Below are 23,522 nucleotides of genomic sequence, written 5' to 3' on the forward strand. Positions count from 1 at the left end.
CCGCACATTCTGGACATTTGTGTGAGATAAGAGGAAGCTCTATATGTAAACAAAGTCGCTCATCCACTTCCTCCATTTTCATGATGTTTACTTCTTCAAAACCAGGCAACATTATGGTAGAATTCATTATGCACGTATCTCCAATCTTTACTTGTTTCTCGACAATTCAAGTATAAAAGACTGGGCGATTACGTGCATTTTTTATGTCTTCTAATTGTGTAAGAACCCCAACAAATATTATAGAACCATATATTTCACCATTATTATAACGTACACATGTAAAAGGTCCATAGGGTACTTTCCGGTGCCTATAGCGGAAGTAGGGAAATTAAAAAGCCTTCCAAAACAAATTGGAAGGCTTTTTAATGTGAAACAATTTTTAATTAATGGCCACCTGGGTATCCAGAGTGAAGGACAGTCATAATTGTAAACCATCCAAAGACACCTAATGTCGCCAGTGAGAAAAGGATTCCCATTGCATTCTTGTTTTTGAACGTGCTTACTACTGCAAATAAAGCTAATAGTGTAATCAGTGAAGTAATAATTACAAGACCCATTTATATGACCCCTTTCATTAAAATGCGTTTTACTGAATCCATTGTAACATTATGTACATAAATGCACTCATTAACATTTTATAGGTTTTTCTCCAGTTTGTCGAGGTCAAAAAGTTTGACACTTCTATGTCGACCGATTTTTATGATAATGGAAGTTCTGATACAATAATAGTATCACAAATGGAGGTGGAAACCTTGCAATGGAAACAAATGCCCTTAGGCCCTCTGCAAACCAACTGTTATATCCTATGGAACACCAACAATGATTGTCTGGTCATTGATCCCGGTGGAGAAGGGGAGAAACTGATTCAATGGTTGGAAAATAAATCATTGACTCCGTTAGCGATTCTGCTTACCCATGCTCATTTTGATCATATTGGAGCGGTTGATCAAATGAGGGCACACTTCAGCATCCCTGTATATGTACATGAAAAAGAGGCTCAGTGGTTATTAGATCCTTCATTGAATGGATCACAGTTATTCATGATGGGCGAGCCCGTCAGACTGAAGCCGGCTGATTACATACTCACAAATGAAAAGAACTTGAAAATTCGTGACTTTCAACTGCAATTATTTGAAACACCTGGTCATTCACCTGGTAGTATTTCTTATTATGTACAAGAATGTGGAATCGTATTAGCAGGAGATACTTTATTCATGGGCAGTATCGGAAGATCTGATTTGCCGGGTGGAAATCAAAAAGAATTATTAGCAAGTATTCATGATAAGCTATTGACCCTGCCTGAAGAAACCACGGTTCTATCAGGTCACGGTCCTGAAACGTCGATTGAAGCAGAAATGGATTCGAATCCATTTTTAAACGGCTTCTAAATAAAAAAATCCCTTCAGCTAACTGCTGAAGGGATTTTTTTTAGTGTCCTCCTGCACCAGGAGTCATCATAAAGGTCGTCCAATAAGTAAAACCTGCAAAGAACACTGTTAAGTAAGCACCGAATACATAAATATACATGCGTTCGGACAGTTTTAAATAGCTAAGCATAATGAAGAATCCGGTTTGGCCTAAAAAGATTAATGATGTCGTGGTCATATCACCAAGATAGAACATAACGGCAAAAATACCAGTCCAAAACCCAAGAACTCTAAACATACGATCCATATGTAACCCTCCTTTGCACCCTAAGTCCATCACTCAATATTATAAATGAATACTACCATAAAAGTAAATAAGTGTTTGAAGTTAGTTTGTGACGAATGTTTGTTAACTAAACATGAAACTTTCATTTACTTTATTTCTTTCATGTTATTTTTTTCCTCAATCAGAGAGGGTCTAAACGTTTACTCTCTTTTCCGTAAAAAAATGTTCACAAATTTCCAAGTGATATTACTGTACAAAAGTTATACAATTAATATACAATATGTTTAACGAATAAGAAACAAGCAAGTTCAATTTGAAGGAGGTCAATAAAGTGAACAACCTGACATTTTTTACTTATCCAAGCTGTACCTCTTGCCGAAAAGCTAAAAAGTGGTTAACCGCACATTCCGTGAATTTTGATGAGAGACACCTATTTAGAGAGACTCCTACACATAAAGAACTGATGGATCTACTATCCTTAACGACAGATGGCCTTGATGAGATCCTTGCCACGAGAAGCCAAACGTTCAAAGACTTGGGGAAAGACGTGAACGATCTGCCATTATCTGAAGTGATCAAACTAATCATCGATGAACCCAAACTTCTTCGCAGGCCCCTTTTGACAGACGGGAAAAAGCTGGTCGTCGGCTACAATCCAGAAGGTCTTCAGAGTTTGGCGAACAAAAACAGATCATTGAAGAAAAGCAGCTAGATGGTTGAATTGAAAAAGGCAGGCACTTGAAATTCAAGTGCCTGCCTTTTTCAATGGTTTATTAAGTGGTGGGGGCTGGGCAAGCCGTCTCCGCTTTTTGAGATGTCCAGCTGCAGGGGCTTGTCGCCCCAGGGCGAGCCCCTTCCGCATTTCTGCGATGTCCAGCTCCGGCGGCTAGTCCCTCGAGGTCACAACTAAAAAATCCCATAAGGCAAAGAACGCCTTTTGGGATTTTCCAGTTGTGCTTGTCGGGGCTGAGCAAGCCGCCTCCGCTTTTCGGCTATCCAGCTACAGGGCTTAGAGGCTCGAGGTCATAAGCTAAGGCACCCAAAAAGTCAAAGAATGCCTTTCCAGGTGCCTCATCTTATGCTTGTCGCCTCTGGGCAAAGCCCTTCCGCTTTTCGAGATGTCTAGCTCCGGCGGCTAGGCCCTCGAGGTCATAAGCTAAATGGACCAAAAAGGCGAAGAACGCCTTTCCGGTCCATTCATCTTATGCTTGTCGGGCCTGACCAAGCCGCCTCCGCTTTTCGTACTGGGCTAGCTGGATTCGAACCAACGCATGTCGCAGTCAAAGTGCGATGCCTTACCGCTTGGCTATAGCCCATTGAATCGTCTTTACAAAATATAGTATGGATGTATTTTGATGATCTATTCATGTGTTGTTAAAAAGTTTTTAAAATGTTTTCGGGATGCATTGCCTGTAGTGGTAAGGGTTTGGCTGGTACTGATAATAGTACGGGGGATAACTGAACTGTGTTTCGCGTGGCGGTGAGTATCTCTCCGGTTCCAGGCAACTGGGACCGATGTACGTGCCCGACTTTACTTTCTCTGTCGTTTTAATCCATGCGTTTTCATTCATGCAATAATTTTTGGACATGACGCTTGAGGGAGTGAGTTTTAAAATATCTGAGCCGAGGACAACTTCAGGAACGGGAGAATTAAATATAGCCAATAGGTGGGTATTATCCTTCGTGGCTTCTTCATAATGCCACCATCCTTGAGGTACATTCGCCACTTGTCCCGGCGAAATCCGGTAATTTAGTATTTCTTTCGTAAATGGATTAAGTATGGAGACGATGGCTGCACCGGAAATGCAATAGACCAGTTCCGCAGCATTTTGGTGGTAATGAGGTTCTACAAAGTGATGTTTACTTAAATAGATATCAAGGAGAGAAGTATTGTCCAGAGTATTAAGCTGATTTACTCCTAATATATTGATCAGGTTTTGATGATCTTTTTTGAATAGGGGACTTTTATTCACATCATAGGAGAACTGTGCTTCCGGAGAAGAATAATCCATATATTTCGTCATGGAATCGTCACCACTTTCGTCTGGCTGATGTTTTTATTTAATATATGGGCGGGCGGTGGATGTGTGCATCGAAGGGAAGGGACTTATAACGAAAAAAACTTCAAAAAAAAGAAGGATTTTGCCAATTAATGTCGTATATTTACTTTAAGAAAACAGAAAGGTGGTGCCAATCCATATTTCACTCAGTCGAATCATTATCGGAAGTGATGATCGGAGAAGCGTACAGCAATGATGCAACAGATGTTCATTTGATTCCCAGAACGAAAGATTACTTGATTCAATTCAGAAAGCTCGGGGTACTGGTTCCTTTCCAGACCATAGACCCGGATCAGGCAGACCGCTTGATTGCCCATCTGAAGTTCATGGCCTCCATGGATATCGGAGAAAAGCGTAAACCCCAAAGCGGCTCCTTCAGCCTTACCGTAAGAAACACACCCCTATCTCTCAGAATTTCCACATTGCCAACCACCCATTTAAAAGAAAGTCTCGTCATTCGGATACTCCCTCAAAAATACCAGATTCCCATTGAAAAAATGTCACTATACCCCTCATCCGCTAAAAAACTCCTTGCACTTCTTATGCATTCCCACGGACTCATCCTGTTTACAGGGCCGACAGGAAGTGGTAAAACGACCACTTTGTATTCCCTTGTGCACCATTGTTCCGTCGCCTTGAACCGGAATGTGATCACCCTTGAGGATCCCGTGGAGAAGCAGCATGATGAAATGGTGCAGATCCAGGTGAATGAAAAAGCTGGGATTACGTATTCAACGGGATTAAAAGCTATTTTGCGGCATGATCCCGACATCATCATGGTGGGGGAAATCAGGGACCGGGAGACGGCGGAGATTGCGATACGGGCGTCCTTAACAGGTCATTTGGTCATCTCCACCTTGCATACAAGGGACGCAAAAGGGGCGGTATATCGTTTGTTGGAACTGGGGATCGAATGGCATGATATTGAGCAGACACTGCTCGCTGTATCTGCCCAGAGGTTATTAAAGCTCCTCTGTCCGATCTGCAAAGCGGAATGTGGCGGTCAATGTCTTAGAGGGAAAAACCGTAACAGGGCATCTGTCTATGAAATCATTACGGGAAGTGCTTTGAAGGAAGTATTAAAGGAGGCGAAGGGTGAGAGGGTAGAGCATCAGTACCGCACATTGCAGGCTTTGATTTGTAAGGGGGTGGCACTCGGATTTGTTTCAGAACATGAATATAGGAAATGGGTTCATGAAGAAATGCGATGATCAAGGTAAATTTCTGAAAAGGCTTGGGGACCTCCTTCAAAAAGGATACTCCTTTACAGAAGCCATCGACTTTCTCTTGCTTCCCAAAGAAAAGAAAACCATCAAATTAAAGAAGAGATTAATCGGTTCCCTCCAAAAAGGAGAGTCCATCTCCTCTGTGATGAATAAACAACTCAACATCCCCGCTCATGTCAGCGCACAGATTTTTTTCGCCGAGCATCATGGACAAATGGGACACACCCTGTCTGAGGCAGGAAGCTATCTCATAAAAAGAAGAAAAAATCAGGAGCAATTGCAAAAGGTCTTTCAATACCCGGTCATGTTAATTTTCATGTCCATCATCATGATGGTCTTACTTCGAAAGGTATTATTTCCAAGATTTCAGTCCCTGTATTCCTCGATGGGCTATGAACCTTCAGCCAAACTTACGTATCTTTTACGCTTCATTGAGAACTTCCCCTTGATTTTCTGTGCAGGTTTATTGTTTCTCCTGCTGCTTACAATCACCTTTTTCGTTTTTAAAAAGAGAATTTCCCCTGTGAGAATCTCGGTTGTCTTATGTCGTATACCATTTATCTCCATTTACTTGAAGCTTGGTCATTCCCACTTTTTTTCAAGGGAATTAAGCTTCCTGCTTTCAAGTGGAGTATCCATCACTGAATCCCTCCTCATCATCGAAAGACAATCATTCCGTCCGACCTTACAATACATTTCCAGCCATTGCATCAAACAACTCAAAGCCGGTCGTCCTTTTCATGAGTGTTTTTCAACTATGCCATTTTTTCAAGAAGAGCTGTCATTCGTTGTCCAGCATGGACAGACGAACGGAAGATTGGAAGAGGAACTTCGTATTTACAGTGATATCTGCTTTCAGGAATTAGAGGAGAAAACCCATGCATGGCTCAAATATATCCAGCCTGCAATCTTTACTACTGTCGGTCTATTCATTATGGCGATCTATTTCTCCATCATGATGCCTCTCTTTCAGATGATGCAGGGAATCTAAAAGAAATCCATACCCAGGAGGAAAAATATGCTCAAAAATGAAAAAGGATTCACATTAATCGAAATGATGATCGTTTTGCTCGTCATTTCCGTTTTGCTTTTTATCACGATCCCGAATGTCACAAACCAGAGTAACTCCATCAATTCAAAGGGCTGTGAAGCGTTCGTTCATATGGTGGAAGGGCAGATTGAAGCATATAAAATGGATGGAAATACAGATCCAGTGACCATTGATACCCTGGTTGCCGATGGTTATCTGAACAAGGACTATAAAGCCTGTCCTGACGGAAGGTCTATCTCCATCGATACTGAGGGGAAGGTGGTGACAGCCGATTAATGGCGGCATAAAAGCTGAAGGGGGGTATACCCTCGTTGAAATGCTCATCGTCTTATTGATCTTTACCATATTATTATCGTGGATTGGTTTTTCCATCGTTCCTTTGAAAGACCATACTGAAAAGGAACTGTTCATTTCTCAGCTCGAATCTGACCTCTACCAGATCCAAAGTTACAGTATCAATCATCAAAGACCACTTTTCCTCACTTTTTACCCTTTTACAAATAAATATGTTGCTAAAACGGACGCAAGACAAACGATTGTTTCGAGAGAGCTTCCTGAGGGCATACAGATCAATTCCTCGAACAGCCTGGAAGAAATCACCTTTTATCCTGATGGAAATACAAATCGATTTGGCAGGGTGAATTTTAAAATGGGAGATGCCACCATGTATCTGATGTTCCAAATTGGTCAAGGGAGATTTTATGTACAGGAATACTAAAGGATTCTCACTGCCGGAAACACTGGTAGCGTTTAGTTGTGTCCTTATGATTTGCGGTTTATTCTTCCCCTTCCTCATTCATTATGCGTCACGGCTTCAACAGCTCCAGCGTGAAGTAGAAGCGTTGAAATTTCTCCGGGAAGGTGTGGAAGAGGCAATCGTTACCCATGAGTTTGTCGACCATTCACGGACCTATAAGGGGGTCAGGTATGAGCTCGTTTGGAAGAGTGAAGGGAGTGGAGAAGCATGTGTGGAATATGACAAAAACACAGGGGACTTCAAAGAAGTTTGTGTCAAGGCAGATGGATGAGAAGGGATTCACGTTGATTGAAGCTCTGTTAAACTTTAGTATAATTTGTATCATTTCCTTCAGTATTCCCTTGATGATGAAAGGTTTTTCGACGATTAAGCATGATTTGGTCCCTCCCCGTTATTATGAGTGGAATTTATTTCATGAAAGTGTCAGAAATGAATTAAGGAAGGCAAATGATGTAAAAGTATTGCCGAATCAGATCTCCTTCGTCGTCGATGGGGAAACGATATTGTATCAAAAATATAATCAGTCCATAAGAAGGAGGGTGAATAATAGGGGGCATGAAGTCGTCCTTCAGTCGGTGGACCAGTTTACGTTTAACGTCATCCATCAGGGGGTGCATTTGAATCTGGAATTCGAAAGTGGGGAAAAAGTGGAGGGGAACTTGTTTTACTTTGCAGCGGTTGAGGGGGGATCCTCTCCTTGACAATAGCGGATTTATTCTCCCGTATACGCTGCTCTTATTAATGGTTGTCCTGGTTTTAGCACTTGCATCAAAAGATTTGTTTATAAGTAAGTATCAATACCTTTCTAATATGAAGAGTATCCAAGAACGAAATGTAAGTGTCTCCCATGCCGTCTTATTGGAAATCGAGAATGGGCCCAACCCTTCAGGGCATGTGAAAACCAAATTTGGTGAGGTGTTGACCACCAGTCAATTGCTAAACCCTCAAGAAGTACAATTGGAAGTGATATTTACTCGGGATGATAAGGTTTTTCTTCCTGCGACGGTTGTGTATAATAGGGAAACAAAACAAATCATACGTTGGGAGTAGAATATGAAACCGATTTTCTTTATAGGCTTTATGGGGGTAGGAAAGACGACGATCGGAAAACGTATAGGAGACGTACTGAATCTTCCGGTTATCGACATGGATCATTACATTGAAAATAAAGAAAGAAAGACGATTAAAGACATCTTTCATCAGCATGGTGAATCGTATTTCAGAGATCTCGAAACCAGGGTGCTCTTGGAATTAGAAAGTGAAGAAGCCATTATCACAACTGGTGGGGGAGTGGTGGAAAGAAAGCGGAACCGGGATATCTTGGGTCAGAACGGCTCTGTGTTTCATTTAACATGCTCTTTTGATGCACTGTGGGAAAGGCTTGAAGGGGATGAGGACCGTCCTTTGGTACAAAAAAATTCCAAGGACAAATTATCGGCACTTTTCGAGCGTCGTTTTCCCCTGTATGAAGAAGGGAGCTCTGTAACCATTCAAACAGATGAAAAATCAGTCGATGAAGTGGTTCAAGCGATATTGCCTTACATTAAGAGTTAGACGGTATAAATTCTGATCTATTGGGGATACTGATAAAAGCGGAAGGTGGTGCTTTTATGTCAGTAAATGATTATGTTAAGTTCATAACACAAACATTTGTCCAGCATTATGAAAAATCACCCCATGAACGTAAAACCTTAAAAAAGCAGAGAAAGAATGAGCGGGAACCATTTCTCTTCAGGTGGTTCGGCATCATTCCATATGCTTTCATGATCCTGTTTAAGAAGAATAAATAGTCAAAGGCTACCCTGGTGGTAGTCTTTTTTTTGATTCCTGATGGGAGGGGGGAAGATGTTTGCCACCTCCCGGAATCCTCACTTTGACTGCTGCAGATAAAAAATCCCGCCGTTTATGACCTCGATGGTGATTTTCGGTTCATACTGTTCTTTTAACGCCTGCTGTTCAAGAAAATAAGATTCAGGCTTTTCTTCCTGATCTCCATAAAAATGATCCAGAAGTTGAAGGTCCTCCTCCCAGGTTTTCCTTGCTTGTTCCGCCCATTCGACGGGCTCCCTTTTGATTTCTTCATAAAGATACGCCTGAATCCGGTTCACTCCGCTTTTCGGTTTGATGATCGGTGTCAAAGTGAATGAAAAGTCAGGAATCTTCGGCGTCAGATTTTTGGATAATAATGACGAGTGAAAGTCCTCTTCAATGACGCCGTTGATCAGATTCAATCCGATACTCTTGATGCTGTCTTTCTTTCGATTGGATTGATAGGATATTTTAATATTCAGTCCCAGCCAGGGGTGCAGAGGGGTCTGTTGTCCGCTTGCCGTGTACCGGTTTTCATACAGTCGTATATAGCCTGCCAAACTACGTGTCGAATGAAAGATCTGATGCAGTCGCGGAGAACCAAAGTGTATCGATTCGCCTTTCATATCTTCCGGTGCCTGGTCAGGATTCGTAATGAGAGATAACGTCATAGGATTTGGTGTACCACCTGTCTTTTCAAGATAATGCCAGTAGAACGGGCGGTTCATAAGCTCTTTATCCAAGTCGATGGAAAGCTGTACAGTCATATATCCATTCCCGTTCGCCACCATGTCACATCCGTTGGCAACGAAGTATCTCTCAAGAAATCGATGAATTTCGTGCTGCTGCATTTGATTTCTCCTCCTTTAATTGTTCTGCGAATTGAATCATACTTGTCAAATTTTCCATTTTGATCTTCATTTCCCCTTCTGTACGGGATGAGGAGAGGATGTCTGTCACATGCTCTTCAAAATCCCTGAAATCCAGACGGGTCAGGATTTCGTCCAATTGACCGATTACCCGCTCAAAAAGATTGATCTTTTCATACAAAAGCTTCAGAATATGTTCTTCAACGGTGTTCTTAGTTGCAAAGTTATAGATATGAACATCTTCTGTCTGGCCGAGTCGGTGCACGCGGCCTATCCGTTGCTCAAGTCTCATTGGATTCCAGGGAAGGTCAAAGTTGATCACGTGATGGCAGAATTGAAGGTTGATTCCTTCTCCGCCGGCTTCGGTGGCGATCAGTACTTGTGCATGCTTCTGGAATAGTTCACGCATCCAGTCTTTTTTCCCACGTTTGAATCCACCCCTGAATGGGACTGAGCTGATTCCATGCTGTTTCAAAAACCATTGAAGATAGAGCTGTGTCGCCCGGTACTCGGTGAAAATGATTACTTTATCATTAATGGATTGTACGATTTCCAATGCTTTCTGAGCCTTTGAGTTCATTGTGACATTTTCTACCTTTTTCATCAGTGCCCCAATTACCTGTTCGAAGGCTGGTGTAGGAGATTCCTTCTTTTCAAGCATATTCTTCAGGGTGTAAAAAACAGCTTCACGAGAGCTGCATGCTTCTCTTTGTAAAGTCAAAAGGGAGAAGGAGCTTGAGTTGGCCCAGTCATCATATCTCCCCCTGAGCATGTCGATACTGTTATACAAATCCCTTTCGGCTTCATTGAAATCGATCAATACCGTCTTCACATGCCGCTTCGTCCATTCGATCCCTGTATCACCACGTCTGTTTCGGATCATCACCTTGTTAATGAGGTTTTTTAAATGTTCATCCTCCTGAAGCGAACGATCCCCTTTTTTATATCTGTCTGTGAATCCCGATTCATTTCCAAGATGCCCCGGTTTCAATAAGGAAACCAGATGAAAGATTTCCTCTACACGATTTTGGATGGGGGTTGCAGTCAGAAGCAGGCAGAACTTTTTCTTTAGATTCTGCACAAATTCATAGTTTTTTGTTTTATGATTTTTCAGTTTGTGAGCTTCATCAATGATCACCAAGTCATAATCCTGCTCATACACTTTTTCCCGGTGAGGACTTCTTTTCGCTGTGTCCATGGATGAAACCACGATGTCACACTGATCCCATACATAACTCTTTCGCTGGGGGACAGCGGGAATGAAGAACTTGCTGTTCAATTCATACGCCCACTGAGAAACAAGGGAAGCAGGTACAAGTATCAATACTTTTTTTACTAATCCCCTAATCATGTACTCTTTTAATATCAACCCTGCCTCGATCGTCTTTCCGAGCCCGACTTCATCTGCAAGGATGGCTTTCCCATTCATCTTTTCCACAACCTGTTTCGCTGCTTCCAGCTGATGAGGGAGCGGAGTGACATTTGCCAAATGTTTTGGAGCCTGCAGGCCTTCAAAGTTCGGAATTGCGAGATGGTGCTCGAATTCGATGGCGAGCTTATAAAGTTCCCAGTTCCCCCATGGTCCATCGTTTTCGATTAAATTTTCGAGACCTTCTCCCCACTCTTCATCAAATATAACTTCAACATTCATCTAAAAAACATCTCCTTAATTCTTATAAAAATGATTGCTCAAAACTCGTATTTAATGGTAGGATGAAAATAGATTTTCAATTGTTTGAAAAACTCGAAAATCCGAACATTCACATTTACAACATTTCTTCTGTATATTTCTAGTATGACCAATTGTTTCAAGGAATATTGGCGAATGATGACAAGGGGAGAGACTGTGCATACAGCGCCGAAGGAGCAAGCACGTTTCCGTGTGAATCTCTCAGGCAAAAAGACTCTTGTTGGACGCAACTCTGGAGAGTGTTTCCGTTACCCGGAAACCACCAAAGGGGAAAGCCGTTCTTCGGTAAACTTTCAGGTGCAAGGACAGAGAAAACTTCTTTATGAAAAGGGGTTTTTCTGTCCTTTTTTCATGGGATAAAACACGGTTAAGGATTATGCATGTAAGGAAGATAAAGGGGGAAAAGTCATGTCAGAGTTAAAACAAACACCTTTATACGAAGTGTACAAAGAGTATGGAGGGAAGACCATCGATTTCGGTGGCTGGGCTTTACCAGTGCAATTCTCAAGTATCAAGGAAGAACATGAAGCGGTACGATCCCGGGCAGGACTATTCGACGTTTCTCATATGGGAGAAATTGAAGTGAAGGGTGAAGGGGCTCTTGACTACTTACAAAAAATGATGACAAATGATGTCTCCAAAGTAAAAGACGGAGGAGCTCAGTATACGGCTATGTGCTACGAAAACGGTGGGACGGTCGATGATTTACTTGTTTATAAGATAAAAGACAATGATTATTTGCTCGTTGTAAATGCAGCAAACATAGATAAAGATTTCAATTGGCTGAAAGAACATCAGACTGAAGAAGTTGAGATTAACAATATCTCTGAACATATGGCGCAATTGGCACTTCAAGGTCCGATCGCAGAAGAGGTTTTACAAACAATCACCAATGAACATGCATTGAGTGACATCGGATTTTTTAAATTTCAGACTGAAGTAAATATAGACGGGAAGCACGCACTCGTTTCCCGAACGGGTTACACAGGGGAAGATGGATTTGAGATTTACTGTGATGCAGGAGATGCGGCTGCGATCTGGAAGGCGATCCTCGCTGCCGGTAAGGAGAAAGGCGTCCTTCCATGCGGACTTGGTGCACGTGACACGTTGCGTTTTGAAGCGAACCTTGCCCTTTACGGACAAGAATTATCTCAATCGATCACACCGATCGAGGCGGGAATCGGATTTGCTGTAAAAGTGAATAAAGAGATTCCGTTCATCGGTCAGGAAGTACTGAAACGACAAAAAGAAGACGGTGCGCCCCGCAAGATTGTCGGTATTGAAATGATCGACCGCGGAATTCCCCGTCATGGTTATAAAGTATTTTCAGGTGAAGAAGAAATAGGGGAAGTCACAACAGGGACACAATCACCTACATTAAAGAAAAATGTAGGATTGGCATTGCTTGATAAAGAATTCACTTCACTGGATACAGAAGTACTGGTTGAAATCAGAGGGAAAAAGCTTAAAGCGAAAGTGGCATCAACACCTTTTTATAAAAGACCAAAGAAATAGGGGAGGAATGACGGGCATGAAGCATCGTTATTTACCGATGACAGAGCAGGATCAAAGGGAAATGTTAGACAGTATAGGAGTAGACAGCGTTAACGATCTATTTGAAGATATTCCCGAACAGGTTCGTTTCAAAGGGGATTACAGAATCAAAGAAGCGAAGTCGGAAACGGAATTGGTAAAAGAACTGACCAAAATGGCGGCGAAAAATGCTGACCTGAAAAGTCATACATCATTTCTCGGGGCAGGGGTCTATGATCACTACATGCCGATCATCGTCGATCACGTATTGTCACGTTCAGAGTTTTATACAGCGTATACGCCGTATCAGCCTGAGATATCCCAGGGAGAGCTTCAAGCCATTTTTGAATTTCAGACGATGATTTGTGAACTGACAGGCATGGATGTAGCGAACTCCTCTATGTATGACGGGGGAACGGCCCTTGCAGAAGCAGCGATGCTGAGTGCAGGCCAGACCCGCCGCAAAAAGGTCCTTGTTTCAAGCACAGTCCATCCCGAATCACGTGATGTCCTGCGCTCATATGCAAAAGGTCAATATATCGAAGTGGTAGAAATCCCGCACAATAACGGTGTTACGGATGTGGAAGAACTTAAGAAATTAATGAGTAATGAGATTGCAGCGGTAGTCGTTCAATATCCTAACTTCTTCGGCCGGGTAGAAGAACTGAAAGCCATCGAAGAAGTGGCACATGCGGAAAAAGCGATGTTCGTGGTTTCTTCAAACCCGCTTGCACTAGGGGCGCTCACTCCTCCTGGACAATTAGGGGCCGATATCGTCATTGGTGATGCACAGCCATTCGGTATTCCGAGCGCATTCGGTGGACCGCACTGTGGATACTTTGCCGTTAACAAAAAGCTTATGCGTAAAGTTCCAGGCCGTCTTGTTGGTCAAACAGTTGATGAAGATGGAATCAGAGGATTTGTTCTGACTCTTCAAGCACGTGAACAGCATATCCGTCGAGATAAAGCCACTTCGAATATTTGTTCAAACCAGGCATTAAATGCACTTGCTGCATCCGTTGCCATGACGGCACTTGGAAAACAAGGTGTTAAAGAGATGGCGCTTCAAAATATCCAAAAAGCACATTATGCAAAAGAAGCCCTTAAAGCAAAAGGATTCTCCATTGCATTTGAAGGACCGTCATTCAATGAGTTTGTCGTAAAGGTGAATATGCCGGTTAAAGAAATCAATCAAAAGCTTTTAGGAAAAGAAATGATTGGTGGATACGATTTAGGACTAGTGGATGACAGCTTATCACAGCACATGCTGGTGGCTGTTACTGAACTTCGCAGCAAAGAAGAAATAGACGCATTCGCAGCAGAATTGGGGGATTGTCATGAATAAGCAAGATCAACCTCTTATTTTTGAATTATCAAAAGAAGGAAGAATTGGTTACAGCTTACCTGAAATGGATGTACCTCAGGTAGATCTATCCGAGCTCATCCCGTCCGATTATATCCGCACAGAAGCACCCGAGCTCCCGGAGGTCTCTGAACTGGATATCATGCGCCATTATACGGCATTATCAAAACGTAATCATGGTGTGGATTCCGGTTTCTATCCATTAGGGTCTTGTACGATGAAGTACAATCCGAAGGTGAATGAAAACGTCGCACGCTTAAATGGATTCGCCCATATCAATCCGCTACAGGAAGCAGAAAGCGTTCAAGGTGCACTTGAGTTGATGTATGACCTGCAGGAGCATCTGAAAGAAATCACCGGCATGGATGAAGTCACGCTTCAACCCGCTGCAGGTGCTCATGGAGAGTGGACTGGTCTTATGATGATCCGTGCTTACCATGAGGCAAATGGCGACACTCACCGTACGAAGGTCATCGTACCGGATTCTGCTCATGGAACAAACCCTGCCAGTGCGACAGTAGCAGGTTTTGAAACGGTAACGGTAAAATCAAACGAGAATGGATTAGTTGATTTGGAAGATCTTAAGCGGGTGGTGGGAGATGATACAGCCGCCCTGATGCTGACAAATCCGAACACCCTGGGACTATTCGAAGAGAATATCATGGAAATGGCTTCCATCATCCATGAAGCTGGCGGAAAGCTGTATTATGACGGTGCCAACCTGAATGCAGTCCTGTCAAAAGCTAGACCGGGGGATATGGGATTTGACGTCGTACATTTAAATCTTCATAAGACATTCACAGGCCCTCACGGAGGCGGTGGTCCTGGAAGCGGTCCTGTCGGCGTGAAGGAAGACTTGATTAAATATCTTCCTAAACCGGTACTTGTGAAAAATGGTGACATCTTCGAATTCGATTACAACAGACCTGATTCCATCGGCCGGGTAAAACCTTACTACGGAAACTTTGGAATCAACGTCCGTGCGTATACGTACATCAGGACGATGGGGCCGGACGGTCTTAGAGCCGTGACGGAAAACGCGGTCCTGAATGCCAATTACATGATGCGCCGACTGGCTCCACACTTTGACCTTCCTTACGATCGTCATTGTAAGCATGAGTTCGTCATCAGCGGGAAACGTCAGAAGAAGCTGGGCGTACGTACATTGGATATAGCGAAGAGACTACTGGACTTCGGATATCATCCACCAACCATCTACTTCCCATTAAACGTGGAAGAGTGCATGATGATCGAACCGACGGAAACAGAGTCCAAAGAAACCCTTGATTCCTTCATTGATGCCATGATCCAAATTGCGAAAGAAGCAGAAGAAACACCGGAAATCGTCCAGGAAGCCCCTCACACAACCATCGTGAAGCGTATGGATGAAACACTGGCAGCAAGAAAACCGGTACTGCGTTATACAAAAGAGAGCTAAACATATTTTTCAAATTAAAAGCCCTGCAGGAAAATCTCTGCAGGGCTTTTAATTGAGGGACGGACCTCTTCTGCATAACCTGGACCCGATCTTCGGAACCGATTCATCCCAGAACGTTCGAGTCCAGACCATCAAAAAAAGATCGCCACTTGGCGATCTTTTTGCATTATTTTTTATGCTTAACTTTCCCTGTCCACTTTTTGAATCCACCCTGTAGCTGGTGAAGATTGCGGTAACCTTTTTTGTGCAGCATTTGGGCTGCTCTTCCGCTGCGGAGTCCGCTTTGGCAATAAAGGTATACAGGTTGATCCGAGCGAATTTCCTTTTGTCTCATTTTGATCTGGGACAATGGAATATTCCGTGCACCGAGGACGTGACCGTTTTCAAATTCATTCGCTTCACGAACATCTATCAGTTGAGCTTTACGATATCCTGCTCGGAATTCTTCCTCATTCAATGTATTCACGATTCTCTTTTGATAGAAGAACGTAAAAAGTGAATAGATGATGATTCCACCAAGTACGACTAAAAGAATATATAATCCTTCCATCATTCATGCTCCTTTCTACAAATGCGCTACCTTCTATTATATTCATGAAGTGCGTAAGAATCAAAACAAATTTATTATTTTAGAGCAAACACTTTCCAATCTGTTTTTCTTTGTTTTTTGGATGGGATTTGATAGACTAGTAACGGACTTGAATGAAGATGAATTTTTACATAACACTATCAAACAGAAGACGTAAATGAGGTATGCTGCATGAAAAAGGAAACGTGGAGATTCATTGACTCGGGGAATTGTTCTCCCTCTTATAATATGGCTCTTGATGAGGCATTGCTTGATTGGCACAGTGAAGGGAAGATCCCTCCTACGATCCGTTTTTACGGGTGGGATCCAGCGACACTTTCCGTCGGTTATTTTCAAAAAGTAGAAAAGGAAATCGATCTGGACGCCGTCAAAGGACACGGACTTGGTTTTGTGAGACGTCCGACGGGAGGCAGAGGGGTTCTTCATGAACATGAATTGACGTACAGCGTCATCGTTTCGGAAGAACATCCGGAAATGCCGAGAACTGTCACAGAAGCGTACCGTGTCATTTCCGAAGGGATCCTTAAGGGATTTCAAGGTCTTGGTCTCGAAGCCTACTTTGCTGTACCAAGAACAGCGGAAGAGCGGGAAGGATTAAAAAATCCGCGTTCAGCGGTTTGCTTTGATGCACCGAGCTGGTATGAGCTTGTCGTTGAAGGAAGAAAAGTGGCAGGCAGTGCACAGACCAGACAAAAAGGTGTCATCCTTCAGCACGGCTCGATTCTATTGGATCTTGACGAGGATAAACTGTTCAGCTTGTTCAAATATCCATCTGACAGGGTGAAAGAGCGTATGCAGCGGGCATTTAAAAGCAAGGCTGTTGCGATGAATGAAATCAGTTCAGTACCGGTCACGATGGATATGGCGAAGGAAGCATTCAAAAAAGGTTTTGAGGAAGGATTGAATATCCATCTCGAGCCTTATGAGCTGTCTGAAGAGGAAACACAATATGTTGTGGATCTTGCCGAATCCCGATACGAATCGGATGAGTGGAATTTTAAACGTTAAAAAATTTTTTGTTGAAAAAAAGCGATGCTTGTCGCTTTTTTCCTATTTTACCAACGATAACGATGCTTTGTTTTATATCAAGTTCTAAATTAATAGAAATGGACGGAGTATTATATGATTTTCTGATTTTTTCTCCCGTTTTCTATTTTTATTGGCATATTAACCGTTTGACAAACAAATGACCTATTGACCTGAAACACAATATATGGTGTGTCGAATAATTTTTCGTACACAATATGTTGTGTTTATTTATTGCTTTTCCAGAATGGCTATGATATCTTAATACTTGATATAAGACATCAGCGAAGAAACATAAATTGAAACATTTGAGATAGAAGGAGTTGTCTTTATGACTGTTGCGTCGAAAAACACGATGAAATTAAACACCGAGAGATTAAATAAGGATATTGGATTGTTTCCTCAGGTACATCCCATAACCCCGGATATGAATACCACACACAAAGGGGTATCCCGTCTTGTCATGATCGATCGTTATTCGTTCAAAGACACGGAGAAGATCACTCTTTCCGAAGGAGATTTCGTTGTCCTCACCATCAAGGAAGATCCGAAGTTCCCTGCAAGGGGATTGGGTTACATCTCAAGCATCGATTGGGAAACGAAAAAAGCATCTGTCTGGATCGAAGAAGAGTACAGGAGTGCCATCGATAAACCGGAGGAAATGGAGACAGGGATTGTCTCGAGGACATTGGATGTCATTGAAAAACCACTTGAAGTCTACTATGAACAAATTGCGAAGCGTAACGCAACAGGCTTGGCAGAAGTGGAAGAAACTCCTGAAAAGAGACAGGTATGGTTCGAAAAATTTTATCATGAGTTAGTGAACCTGCATTTCGTTCCTGCAGGACGAGTGCTCTACGGAGCGGGGGCAGGCACGGACGTAACGTACTTTAACTGTTATGTGATGCCGTTCGTACAGGATTCCCGCGAAGGCATTTCAGAACACCGCAAGCAGGTGATGGAGATCATGAGCCGCGGCGGTGGAGTCGGAACGAACGGATCGACGCTTCGTCCACGTAATACTCTGGCAAAAGGTGTCAACGGTAAATCATCAGGTTCCGTTTCATGGCTGGATGATATTGCGAAATTGACTCACTTGGTTGAGCAGGGCGGATCAAGACGTGGTAAAGCAGCATAAGTGCCTCGTCTATAAACAAACCTCGTGAATTGCTGGAAACTCTTTAAGGTAGTGTGTTGTTTAGCCTCCTGATCAGTATAATGAAGATATACCTATCGTGAGGTGAATAGCATGATACCATATGATGCAAAAAAATCTCAGACGTGTAAGATTTGTGGATTCGAAATATCTCATAACAAACAAGGACGATTTACATCGCATTTAAAAAATAAACATGGACTTTCATTGAAAGATTACTTGGTTAGCTACTATTACACTAGGGATGACCTGGAGTGCTGTAACGAGACGTGCAAAAGTATTGTACAGCTGAGAAGAGGCAAACCCAATAAATACTGTAGTAAGGGATGTGGACGGCGCCAAAGCCGTTTAAGAAAGTGTAAGGTTTGCTTAAAAGATTTTGAAAAAGAAGATCTTAGGGTGAACACCTGCAGTGAGTCTTGCCATAAGCAACTTAAAAAGAGCCTGGCAAAATCTTGGCATGAGTCATTGAAGGAAGAAGAGAAGCTTAAACACTTTCAAAAAATCATATCCAAGACTGCGAAAACTCGAAAAGCAAACAAAACCCCTTCTTGGAATAGTGGCAAGACTGGTATTTACAGTGAAGAAACCATAGAGAAGATTCGACAAGCAACAATAAAACAATTTGAAGACCAGGTATTTCGTAAAACAAATATAGAATTCCTTATGGAGAAATACCTACAAGAATTGAATGTGAAGTATAAGTACTCATTCATGCTTCAAAAAAGGCAATATGACTTTTTGCTTGTTGAATATAAAATTATTATTGAATGCGATGGAGATTATTGGCATGCTAATCCCAAGTTCTATCCAGAACCAAAAGATTGGCAAAAAGAAAGAATAAAAATCGACTTGGAAAAAAATGAGATTGCTCAATGCAATGGATATCACATAACACGTTTTTGGGAAGATGACATACTCAATAATTTTGATTATGTTAAAAACATCATACATGACTTACTGGCTACAACGCAGCCGGAAACGGCAAACGTGAATGCTCAAAAACAGTAAGTGGATAAAGACAATCAGCAGCCAAGCTCCTCTGAAATGGAGAAGGTTCAACGACCATCGAAAGCACGCTGCATCTGGCGGAAGCGAGTAGAGTAGGAGTCGAGTGACTCCGAAGTGCGAGGACACTCAAATGAGTGTAAGATATGGTCTGAACTCTAAGGCGACTTAGAGAGTTGATGTAACGAATCAACGTAACATATTGGCACAAATGATCATGCTTTCAGATTGGCATCCCGATATTATCGAATTCATTATTTCCAAAATGCAGAACCCGCGTATCCTGCGTTATCTTCTTGAAAACACGGAAGATGAAACCATTAAAAAGGCAGCTCAGGAAAAGCTGAAGTTCACCCCTCTTACAGATCAAGAGGAAGCGATGTATCAAGGCATCCTGAACTACAGACAGATCCCCGGCTACGGTGGGTTTGATGCGAAGATCCTTAAAAATGCAGAAGAAAAACTGCACACAGGCGGGACGTACAGCGTCCATAATTCAGAATTCCTGACAGGGGCGAACATCTCCGTCTGCCTGACAAGCGACTTTATGGAAGCCGTTGAAAACGACCGTGAATATGAGCTTCGCTTCCCTGATGTGGAAAGCTATAATGAAGAGCAAATGAAATACTATAATGAAGAATGGCACAACGTAGGGGATGTGCGCGAGTGGGAAAAGCTCGGCTACAAAGTGCGCACCTACCGTAAGATCAAGGCGAAAGAGCTTTGGAACCTCATCAATGTGTGTGCAACGTACTCTGCTGAGCCTGGGATCTTCTTCATCGATAACGCGAATGATATGACGAATGCAAAAGCATATGGGCAGAAGGTAGTCGCTACGAATCCATGTGGTGAACAGCCCCTTGCACCGTATTCGGTGTGTAACCTGGCAGCTGTCAATCTTGCCCGATTTGCGGACAAAGAGACGAAAACCGTTGATTTTGAAAAATTGAAGCAGACGGTTGAAGTTGGCGTGCGAATGCAGGACAACGTCATCGACGCGACACCATACTTCCTGGATGAAAATAAAAAGCAGGCTCTCGGAGAGCGACGCGTAGGCCTTGGTGTCATGGGTCTTGCCGACTTATTGATTTACTGTGAAAAAGAATACGGTTCTGAAGAAGGCAATAAGCTTGTGGATGAAGTATTTGAAGTCATCGCGACCACCGCTTATCGTGCTTCTGTTGAATTATCGAAGGAAAAAGGAAGCTTCCCATTCCTTACTGGAAGCACCGATGAAGAAACGAAGGCACTGCGTAAGGCATTCGTAGAAACTGGCTTTATGAAGAAAATGCCTGAAGACGTACGTCATGACATCGAAGAGTACGGAATCCGGAATTCCCATCTGCTAACGGTGGCCCCAACAGGTTCAACGGGTACGATGGTCGGGGTCTCGACGGGTCTTGAGCCTTATTTCTCCTTCACATATTACAGAAGCGGACGCCTCGGTAAATTCATTGAAGTAAAGGCGGATATTGTAGAAGATTACTTGAAGAGGAATCCCGAAGCCGATGCAGACAATCTTCCGGAATGGTTTGTTTCTTCCATGAGCCTGGCTCCACAAGCACATGCCGACGTTCAATGCGTCATCCAGAACTGGATCGACAGCTCCATTTCGAAAACCGTTAATGCCCCTCGCGGTTATACGGTAGAACAAGTAGAAAAAGTATATGAGCGACTTTATAAAGGTGGAGCAAAAGGCGGTACCGTGTATGTGGACGGAAGCCGTGATTCTCAGGTGCTCACCCTTAAAGCGGAAGAAAACAGCTTTGATGATGAGAATGAACAGGAACAACATGATATTCCGACAGCTAAAAAGCCGATTGTATTATTGGATACGATCCAGGACGTGCGTTCAACGGACGTGACCATCGGTTCTGAAGTGGGGAATACGTGCCCCGTCTGCCGTAAAGGTACGGTGAAAGATATGGGTGGCTGCAATACTTGTACAAACTGCGGCGCTCAGCTGAAGTGTGGACTATAATCATTGAAATCGTCAGGAGGGGACTGGTTCCCTCCTGTTTTTTTTAGTCTAAATTCCTTCCAGGTGAATTAAAGATGTAGTAATACACTTAAGAAGGAGTGGAGCACTTGGACATCGATGGCGTATTTTCCGGTGGAGGTATAAAGGGCCTCGCCATGATTGGGGCATACCAGGCGATTGAAGAGAAAGGATATACATTCAAGAGGCTTGCAGGAACCAGCGCAGGGGCTGTGATCGCTGCATTTATTGCTGCAGGATACTCAAGCCGTGAATTACTCAAAATCATGGACGATGTCGATCTGAAAAATCTGTTGGATTCAAACGCGGTCATTTCCCTGCCGATCCTCAAGTGGTTTCGGATTTACTATCGTTTGGGATTATATAAAGGAGTGGCGCTTGAAAGCTGGGTTGAAGAAAAGCTGAAAGCGAGGGGGATTTATACGTTTGCCGATCTGCCCCCCAGGTCCCTCCGTGTCATAGCATCGGATATATCAAACGGAAGGCTGCTTGTCCTCCCCGATGACCTCGAGAAGTATGGAATAGCGAAAGAAACCTTTCCTGTCGCCCGGGCGATACGGATGAGTGCGAGCCTTCCTTATTTTTTTGAACCCGTGAAGTTACGTTCGCTGGAAGGAATTAGTTTTATGGTGGACGGTGGGGTGCTCAGTAATTTCCCCATGTGGCTCTTTGACAGGGAAAACGTGAAGAAGGTAAGGCCGGTACTCGGAGTGAAGCTTAGTCACGATTTGATAAGCAAGCCGAAAAAACCGATCAAAAATGCCATTGATTTATATACAGCCCTTTTTACAACCATGAAAGACGCTCATGATTCAAGATATATTTCCAGAAAACTTGAAAAGAACATTATCTTTATTCCTACAGAAGGGGTACTCACAACCGAATTCGAACTGACTCAGGAAAGGAAGATTGAACTCGTTCAATACGGGAAATCAAAGGCTGCAGCTTTTTTGCAAACATGGCCCCATTAAAAAAACAATCGAGCTCCTAAAACGAAGCTCGATTGTTTTTTTTATTCTTTTTTCCTTCAATTACGGTTAAATTGGCATTGGATTTTTTTCGTATCGAACGTTTTTTCGAAACATTCGATACTTGAGGCTTACTTGTAGACTTCTTCTTATGCCGCTTCTTTGATTGCTTGGCTGCTTTAACAAACGCTCTCTGTTCATTGCTATTTCCAGTCCGTCTTCCACTGAACCATCTTTTGTAAACGAAATAGATGATCCCGATAACGGCTGCTGTAATCAGCAATTGCCTTGCAAGACCTAAAGGATTTCCGAACAGGGAAGTTCCGAGCCCGATCATAGCCAACAATATAAGTGTGAAAACAAAGATATTACGAGCGTTCAACAAAGCCACCTCCTTACATCACTATCCATCTTAGATATTATCTATACTATTATTCTAGACCATTTCGGTCTTCTTTAACCGTATAAATTGTTTTTTTATAAGGGAATGAATGTGACAGACCCGCTTCTTTTTTCTGAAACTTTAAAAGATATTATCTATTTTACTAAATATTGAAGAAAAGCACTAGAGGTAGCGTTTCCAGAATGTTATTTCTCTAAGATCCTTGTACGTGATCAATGAAATGAAAAAGTAACAATTCCATGCAAATGTTTCATTCTATGGGACATACTACGAATGGAGGTGTTACAGATGGCAGAACAGAAAGGGCAACATGAGAAGATCCAGGACGGGACGGAAGAGAGTAAGGAAAATCCAAGGTTGGAACAGAATCAAAGTGAAAAACCACTTTCCTTCATGGCAATGGTCGTCGTGACGGGCTTTACTGCCGGGATGTTATGGAGCGCGATTGCATACATTTGCTACTTCTTTTCCTTTACGAAAATTGAACCCAATATCATATTCGAACCTTGGGCAGTCGGAAACTGGGTGGACAAATGGATCGGAATCGTTCTATCGATCGTTGCTTATGGTGTCATATCGATCGGAGTGGCTCTCATTTATTATGGTCTGTTACGAAAATTCAAATCCATGTGGGTTGGAGCAGCGTATGGGATCCTTCTGTACCTGGCATTTTTCCTGGTGCTGAATCCACTTTTCCCAAGCATAAAATCCTTTACGGCCATTGACTATCACACATTGATCACGACATTATGTTTGTATATTCTTTACGGTGTATTTATAGGTTACTCGATTTCATATGAAGAAAATGAATTAAGGCATCAGGATGAAAAGGAAAAATCCGGGGAAGTTACTCATTAAATAAGAAATGCTATTTATCAGACAATTAAGTAGGTATAGGTAAAAGGTTTATGTTAGAATGTTCAT

24 protein-coding genes, 1 tRNA gene, 2 pseudogenes and 2 riboswitches are annotated in these 23,522 nt (G+C 42.6%); of the genes and pseudogenes, 19 read left to right on the forward strand and 8 right to left on the reverse strand.

Translation table 11 applies throughout. The features are described from left to right. Window positions 1-383: 383 nt before the first annotated feature. Window positions 384-557: a DUF2759 domain-containing protein gene (locus AM506_RS22060; protein ID WP_082386296.1), complete on the reverse strand. Its 174-nt coding sequence runs from the start codon at window positions 555-557 to the stop codon at window positions 384-386. Between the two features lie 195 nt (window positions 558-752). Between AM506_RS22060 and AM506_RS09025 the strand changes: the two genes are divergently transcribed. Further along, window positions 753-1,388: an MBL fold metallo-hydrolase gene (locus AM506_RS09025; RefSeq protein ID WP_060672181.1), complete on the forward strand. Its 636-nt coding sequence runs from the start codon at window positions 753-755 to the stop codon at window positions 1,386-1,388. A gap of 40 nt (window positions 1,389-1,428) precedes the next feature. On the opposite strand, the gene AM506_RS09030 is transcribed toward AM506_RS09025, so the two are convergent. Then, window positions 1,429-1,674, reverse strand: a complete 246-nt coding sequence (locus tag AM506_RS09030; protein ID WP_034757675.1) for a DUF2626 domain-containing protein — start codon at window positions 1,672-1,674, stop codon at window positions 1,429-1,431. Window positions 1,675-1,984: 310 nt separating this feature from the next. On the opposite strand from AM506_RS09030, the gene AM506_RS09035 reads away from it, so the two are divergent. Beyond that, window positions 1,985-2,365, forward strand: a complete 381-nt coding sequence (locus AM506_RS09035) for a Spx/MgsR family RNA polymerase-binding regulatory protein (RefSeq protein ID WP_082386297.1) — start codon at window positions 1,985-1,987, stop codon at window positions 2,363-2,365. Between the two features lie 532 nt (window positions 2,366-2,897). On the opposite strand, the gene AM506_RS09040 is transcribed toward AM506_RS09035, so the two are convergent. Continuing rightward, window positions 2,898-2,969 (reverse strand) — tRNA-Gln (locus AM506_RS09040). 69 nt (window positions 2,970-3,038) lie between these two features. Beyond that, window positions 3,039-3,677, reverse strand: a complete 639-nt coding sequence (locus AM506_RS09045) for a cupin domain-containing protein (RefSeq protein WP_060672182.1) — start codon at window positions 3,675-3,677, stop codon at window positions 3,039-3,041. 128 nt (window positions 3,678-3,805) lie between these two features. Between AM506_RS09045 and comGA the strand changes: the two genes are divergently transcribed. The 8 genes from comGA (at window position 3,806) to AM506_RS09090 (ending at window position 8,537) form a co-directional block, all read left to right on the forward strand. After that, window positions 3,806-4,924 carry a competence type IV pilus ATPase ComGA gene (comGA, locus tag AM506_RS09050; protein WP_060672183.1) on the forward strand — a complete coding sequence of 373 codons (1,119 nt, stop codon included), beginning with the start codon at window positions 3,806-3,808 and terminating at the stop codon, window positions 4,922-4,924. Further along, complete coding sequence (gene comGB / locus AM506_RS09055) at window positions 4,908-5,930, forward strand: competence type IV pilus assembly protein ComGB (protein ID WP_160316864.1); 1,023 nt, start codon at window positions 4,908-4,910, stop codon at window positions 5,928-5,930. Before comGA ends, comGB begins: the two co-directional genes overlap by 17 nt. Window positions 5,931-5,939: 9 nt before the next feature. Continuing rightward, entirely contained in the window at window positions 5,940-6,266 is a 327-nt protein-coding gene (gene comGC, locus AM506_RS09060) for a competence type IV pilus major pilin ComGC (protein ID WP_082386298.1), read from the forward strand. 7 nt (window positions 6,267-6,273) lie between these two features. Next, window positions 6,274-6,708, forward strand: coding sequence for a competence type IV pilus minor pilin ComGD (gene comGD / locus AM506_RS09065; protein WP_268788387.1), 435 nt, complete (start codon window positions 6,274-6,276; stop codon window positions 6,706-6,708). Next, entirely contained in the window at window positions 6,692-7,018 is a 327-nt protein-coding gene (locus tag AM506_RS22740; protein ID WP_060672187.1) for a type II secretion system protein, read from the forward strand. Before comGD ends, AM506_RS22740 begins: the two co-directional genes overlap by 17 nt. Further along, window positions 6,918-7,448 carry a competence type IV pilus minor pilin ComGF gene (comGF, locus tag AM506_RS09075; protein WP_160316865.1) on the forward strand — a complete coding sequence of 177 codons (531 nt, stop codon included), beginning with the start codon at window positions 6,918-6,920 and terminating at the stop codon, window positions 7,446-7,448. The genes AM506_RS22740 and comGF overlap by 101 nt, the downstream gene beginning before the upstream one ends. Before the next feature lie 352 nt (window positions 7,449-7,800). Continuing rightward, window positions 7,801-8,301 carry a shikimate kinase gene (locus AM506_RS09085; RefSeq protein ID WP_060672190.1) on the forward strand — a complete coding sequence of 167 codons (501 nt, stop codon included), beginning with the start codon at window positions 7,801-7,803 and terminating at the stop codon, window positions 8,299-8,301. A 56-nt stretch (window positions 8,302-8,357) separates the two neighbouring features. After that, entirely contained in the window at window positions 8,358-8,537 is a 180-nt protein-coding gene (locus tag AM506_RS09090) for a YqzE family protein (RefSeq protein WP_060672191.1), read from the forward strand. 78 nt (window positions 8,538-8,615) lie between these two features. Here AM506_RS09090 and AM506_RS09095 read toward each other — a convergent pair whose 3' ends face one another. Continuing rightward, window positions 8,616-9,407, reverse strand: a complete 792-nt coding sequence (locus AM506_RS09095) for a YqhG family protein (protein WP_060672192.1) — start codon at window positions 9,405-9,407, stop codon at window positions 8,616-8,618. After that, window positions 9,376-11,076 carry a DEAD/DEAH box helicase gene (locus tag AM506_RS09100; protein WP_060672193.1) on the reverse strand — a complete coding sequence of 567 codons (1,701 nt, stop codon included), beginning with the start codon at window positions 11,074-11,076 and terminating at the stop codon, window positions 9,376-9,378. The genes AM506_RS09095 and AM506_RS09100 overlap by 32 nt, the downstream gene beginning before the upstream one ends. A gap of 174 nt (window positions 11,077-11,250) precedes the next feature. Then, window positions 11,251-11,342, forward strand: a riboswitch (glycine riboswitch). Window positions 11,343-11,345: 3 nt separating this feature from the next. Continuing rightward, a riboswitch (glycine riboswitch) is annotated at window positions 11,346-11,426 on the forward strand. Window positions 11,427-11,523: 97 nt separating this feature from the next. Here AM506_RS09100 and gcvT point away from each other — a divergent pair. From gcvT to gcvPB, 3 genes are read left to right on the forward strand one after another with little or no spacing between them, the layout of a single operon-like run. Beyond that, a complete protein-coding gene (gene gcvT, locus AM506_RS09105) occupies window positions 11,524-12,630 on the forward strand; it encodes a glycine cleavage system aminomethyltransferase GcvT (protein ID WP_060672194.1) in 1,107 nt (368 codons plus the stop codon). Window positions 12,631-12,646: 16 nt separating this feature from the next. Next, on the forward strand, window positions 12,647-13,993 hold the full coding sequence (gcvPA, locus tag AM506_RS09110; RefSeq protein WP_060672195.1) for an aminomethyl-transferring glycine dehydrogenase subunit GcvPA: 1,347 nt from the start codon (window positions 12,647-12,649) through the stop codon (window positions 13,991-13,993). After that, the gene (gene gcvPB / locus AM506_RS09115; protein ID WP_060672196.1) at window positions 13,986-15,449 is read left to right on the forward strand and encodes an aminomethyl-transferring glycine dehydrogenase subunit GcvPB; all 1,464 of its coding nucleotides are present in this window, start codon (window positions 13,986-13,988) and stop codon (window positions 15,447-15,449) included. The genes gcvPA and gcvPB overlap by 8 nt, the downstream gene beginning before the upstream one ends. A 166-nt stretch (window positions 15,450-15,615) precedes the next feature. Here gcvPB and AM506_RS09120 read toward each other — a convergent pair whose 3' ends face one another. Next, window positions 15,616-15,999, reverse strand: a complete 384-nt coding sequence (locus AM506_RS09120; protein ID WP_034757979.1) for a rhodanese-like domain-containing protein — start codon at window positions 15,997-15,999, stop codon at window positions 15,616-15,618. 210 nt (window positions 16,000-16,209) lie between these two features. On the opposite strand from AM506_RS09120, the gene AM506_RS09125 reads away from it, so the two are divergent. The 5 genes and pseudogenes from AM506_RS09125 to AM506_RS09145 all read left to right on the forward strand — a co-directional run bounded on the left by AM506_RS09125 (window position 16,210) and on the right by AM506_RS09145 (window position 22,198). Further along, the gene (locus AM506_RS09125; protein ID WP_060672197.1) at window positions 16,210-17,046 is read left to right on the forward strand and encodes a lipoate--protein ligase family protein; all 837 of its coding nucleotides are present in this window, start codon (window positions 16,210-16,212) and stop codon (window positions 17,044-17,046) included. Window positions 17,047-17,395: 349 nt separating this feature from the next. Further along, window positions 17,396-18,190: pseudogene (locus tag AM506_RS09130) on the forward strand (ribonucleotide reductase N-terminal alpha domain-containing protein); the annotation flags it as partial. A gap of 429 nt (window positions 18,191-18,619) precedes the next feature. Then, window positions 18,620-19,231: an endonuclease domain-containing protein gene (locus AM506_RS09135; protein WP_160316866.1), complete on the forward strand. Its 612-nt coding sequence runs from the start codon at window positions 18,620-18,622 to the stop codon at window positions 19,229-19,231. A 202-nt stretch (window positions 19,232-19,433) separates the two neighbouring features. Next, window positions 19,434-21,209, forward strand: a pseudogene (locus AM506_RS09140) (vitamin B12-dependent ribonucleotide reductase); the annotation flags it as partial. A 107-nt stretch (window positions 21,210-21,316) separates the two neighbouring features. Next, on the forward strand, window positions 21,317-22,198 hold the full coding sequence (locus tag AM506_RS09145) for a patatin-like phospholipase family protein (RefSeq protein WP_060672199.1): 882 nt from the start codon (window positions 21,317-21,319) through the stop codon (window positions 22,196-22,198). Between the two features lie 16 nt (window positions 22,199-22,214). Here the strand turns inward: AM506_RS09145 and AM506_RS09150 are convergent, their stop codons facing one another. After that, a complete protein-coding gene (locus AM506_RS09150; RefSeq protein WP_060672200.1) occupies window positions 22,215-22,577 on the reverse strand; it encodes an SA1362 family protein in 363 nt (120 codons plus the stop codon). Window positions 22,578-22,886: 309 nt separating this feature from the next. Here AM506_RS09150 and AM506_RS09155 point away from each other — a divergent pair, with 309 nt between their 5' ends. Next, window positions 22,887-23,456, forward strand: a complete 570-nt coding sequence (locus AM506_RS09155; RefSeq protein ID WP_060672201.1) for a YqhR family membrane protein — start codon at window positions 22,887-22,889, stop codon at window positions 23,454-23,456. The last annotated feature ends 66 nt before the right edge of the window (window positions 23,457-23,522 follow it).

The sequence above is a fragment of the Rossellomorea vietnamensis genome, from assembly GCF_001305855.1.
Classification (GTDB): domain Bacteria; phylum Bacillota; class Bacilli; order Bacillales; family Bacillaceae_B; genus Rossellomorea; species Rossellomorea vietnamensis_A.

What these genes read in the sequence shown, in the direction of transcription:
- AM506_RS22060 (WP_082386296.1), bottom strand. Translation starts at nt 557, where the DNA reads ATGGGTCTTGTAATTATTACTTCACTGATTACACTATTAGCTTTATTT.
- AM506_RS09030 (WP_034757675.1), bottom strand. Translation starts at nt 1,674, where the DNA reads ATGGATCGTATGTTTAGAGTTCTTGGGTTTTGGACTGGTATTTTTGCC.
- AM506_RS09045 (WP_060672182.1), bottom strand. Translation starts at nt 3,677, where the DNA reads ATGACGAAATATATGGATTATTCTTCTCCGGAAGCACAGTTCTCCTAT.
- comGA (WP_060672183.1), top strand. Translation starts at nt 3,806, where the DNA reads ATGTCGTATATTTACTTTAAGAAAACAGAAAGGTGGTGCCAATCCATA.
- comGB (WP_160316864.1), top strand. Translation starts at nt 4,908, where the DNA reads ATGAAGAAATGCGATGATCAAGGTAAATTTCTGAAAAGGCTTGGGGAC.
- AM506_RS22740 (WP_060672187.1), top strand. Translation starts at nt 6,692, where the DNA reads ATGTACAGGAATACTAAAGGATTCTCACTGCCGGAAACACTGGTAGCG.
- comGF (WP_160316865.1), top strand. Translation starts at nt 6,918, where the DNA reads ATGAGCTCGTTTGGAAGAGTGAAGGGAGTGGAGAAGCATGTGTGGAAT.
- AM506_RS09085 (WP_060672190.1), top strand. Translation starts at nt 7,801, where the DNA reads ATGAAACCGATTTTCTTTATAGGCTTTATGGGGGTAGGAAAGACGACG.
- AM506_RS09090 (WP_060672191.1), top strand. Translation starts at nt 8,358, where the DNA reads ATGTCAGTAAATGATTATGTTAAGTTCATAACACAAACATTTGTCCAG.
- AM506_RS09095 (WP_060672192.1), bottom strand. Translation starts at nt 9,407, where the DNA reads ATGCAGCAGCACGAAATTCATCGATTTCTTGAGAGATACTTCGTTGCC.
- AM506_RS09100 (WP_060672193.1), bottom strand. Translation starts at nt 11,076, where the DNA reads ATGAATGTTGAAGTTATATTTGATGAAGAGTGGGGAGAAGGTCTCGAA.
- gcvT (WP_060672194.1), top strand. Translation starts at nt 11,524, where the DNA reads ATGTCAGAGTTAAAACAAACACCTTTATACGAAGTGTACAAAGAGTAT.
- gcvPA (WP_060672195.1), top strand. Translation starts at nt 12,647, where the DNA reads ATGAAGCATCGTTATTTACCGATGACAGAGCAGGATCAAAGGGAAATG.
- gcvPB (WP_060672196.1), top strand. Translation starts at nt 13,986, where the DNA reads ATGAATAAGCAAGATCAACCTCTTATTTTTGAATTATCAAAAGAAGGA.
- AM506_RS09120 (WP_034757979.1), bottom strand. Translation starts at nt 15,999, where the DNA reads ATGGAAGGATTATATATTCTTTTAGTCGTACTTGGTGGAATCATCATC.
- AM506_RS09125 (WP_060672197.1), top strand. Translation starts at nt 16,210, where the DNA reads ATGAAAAAGGAAACGTGGAGATTCATTGACTCGGGGAATTGTTCTCCC.
- AM506_RS09155 (WP_060672201.1), top strand. Translation starts at nt 22,887, where the DNA reads ATGGCAGAACAGAAAGGGCAACATGAGAAGATCCAGGACGGGACGGAA.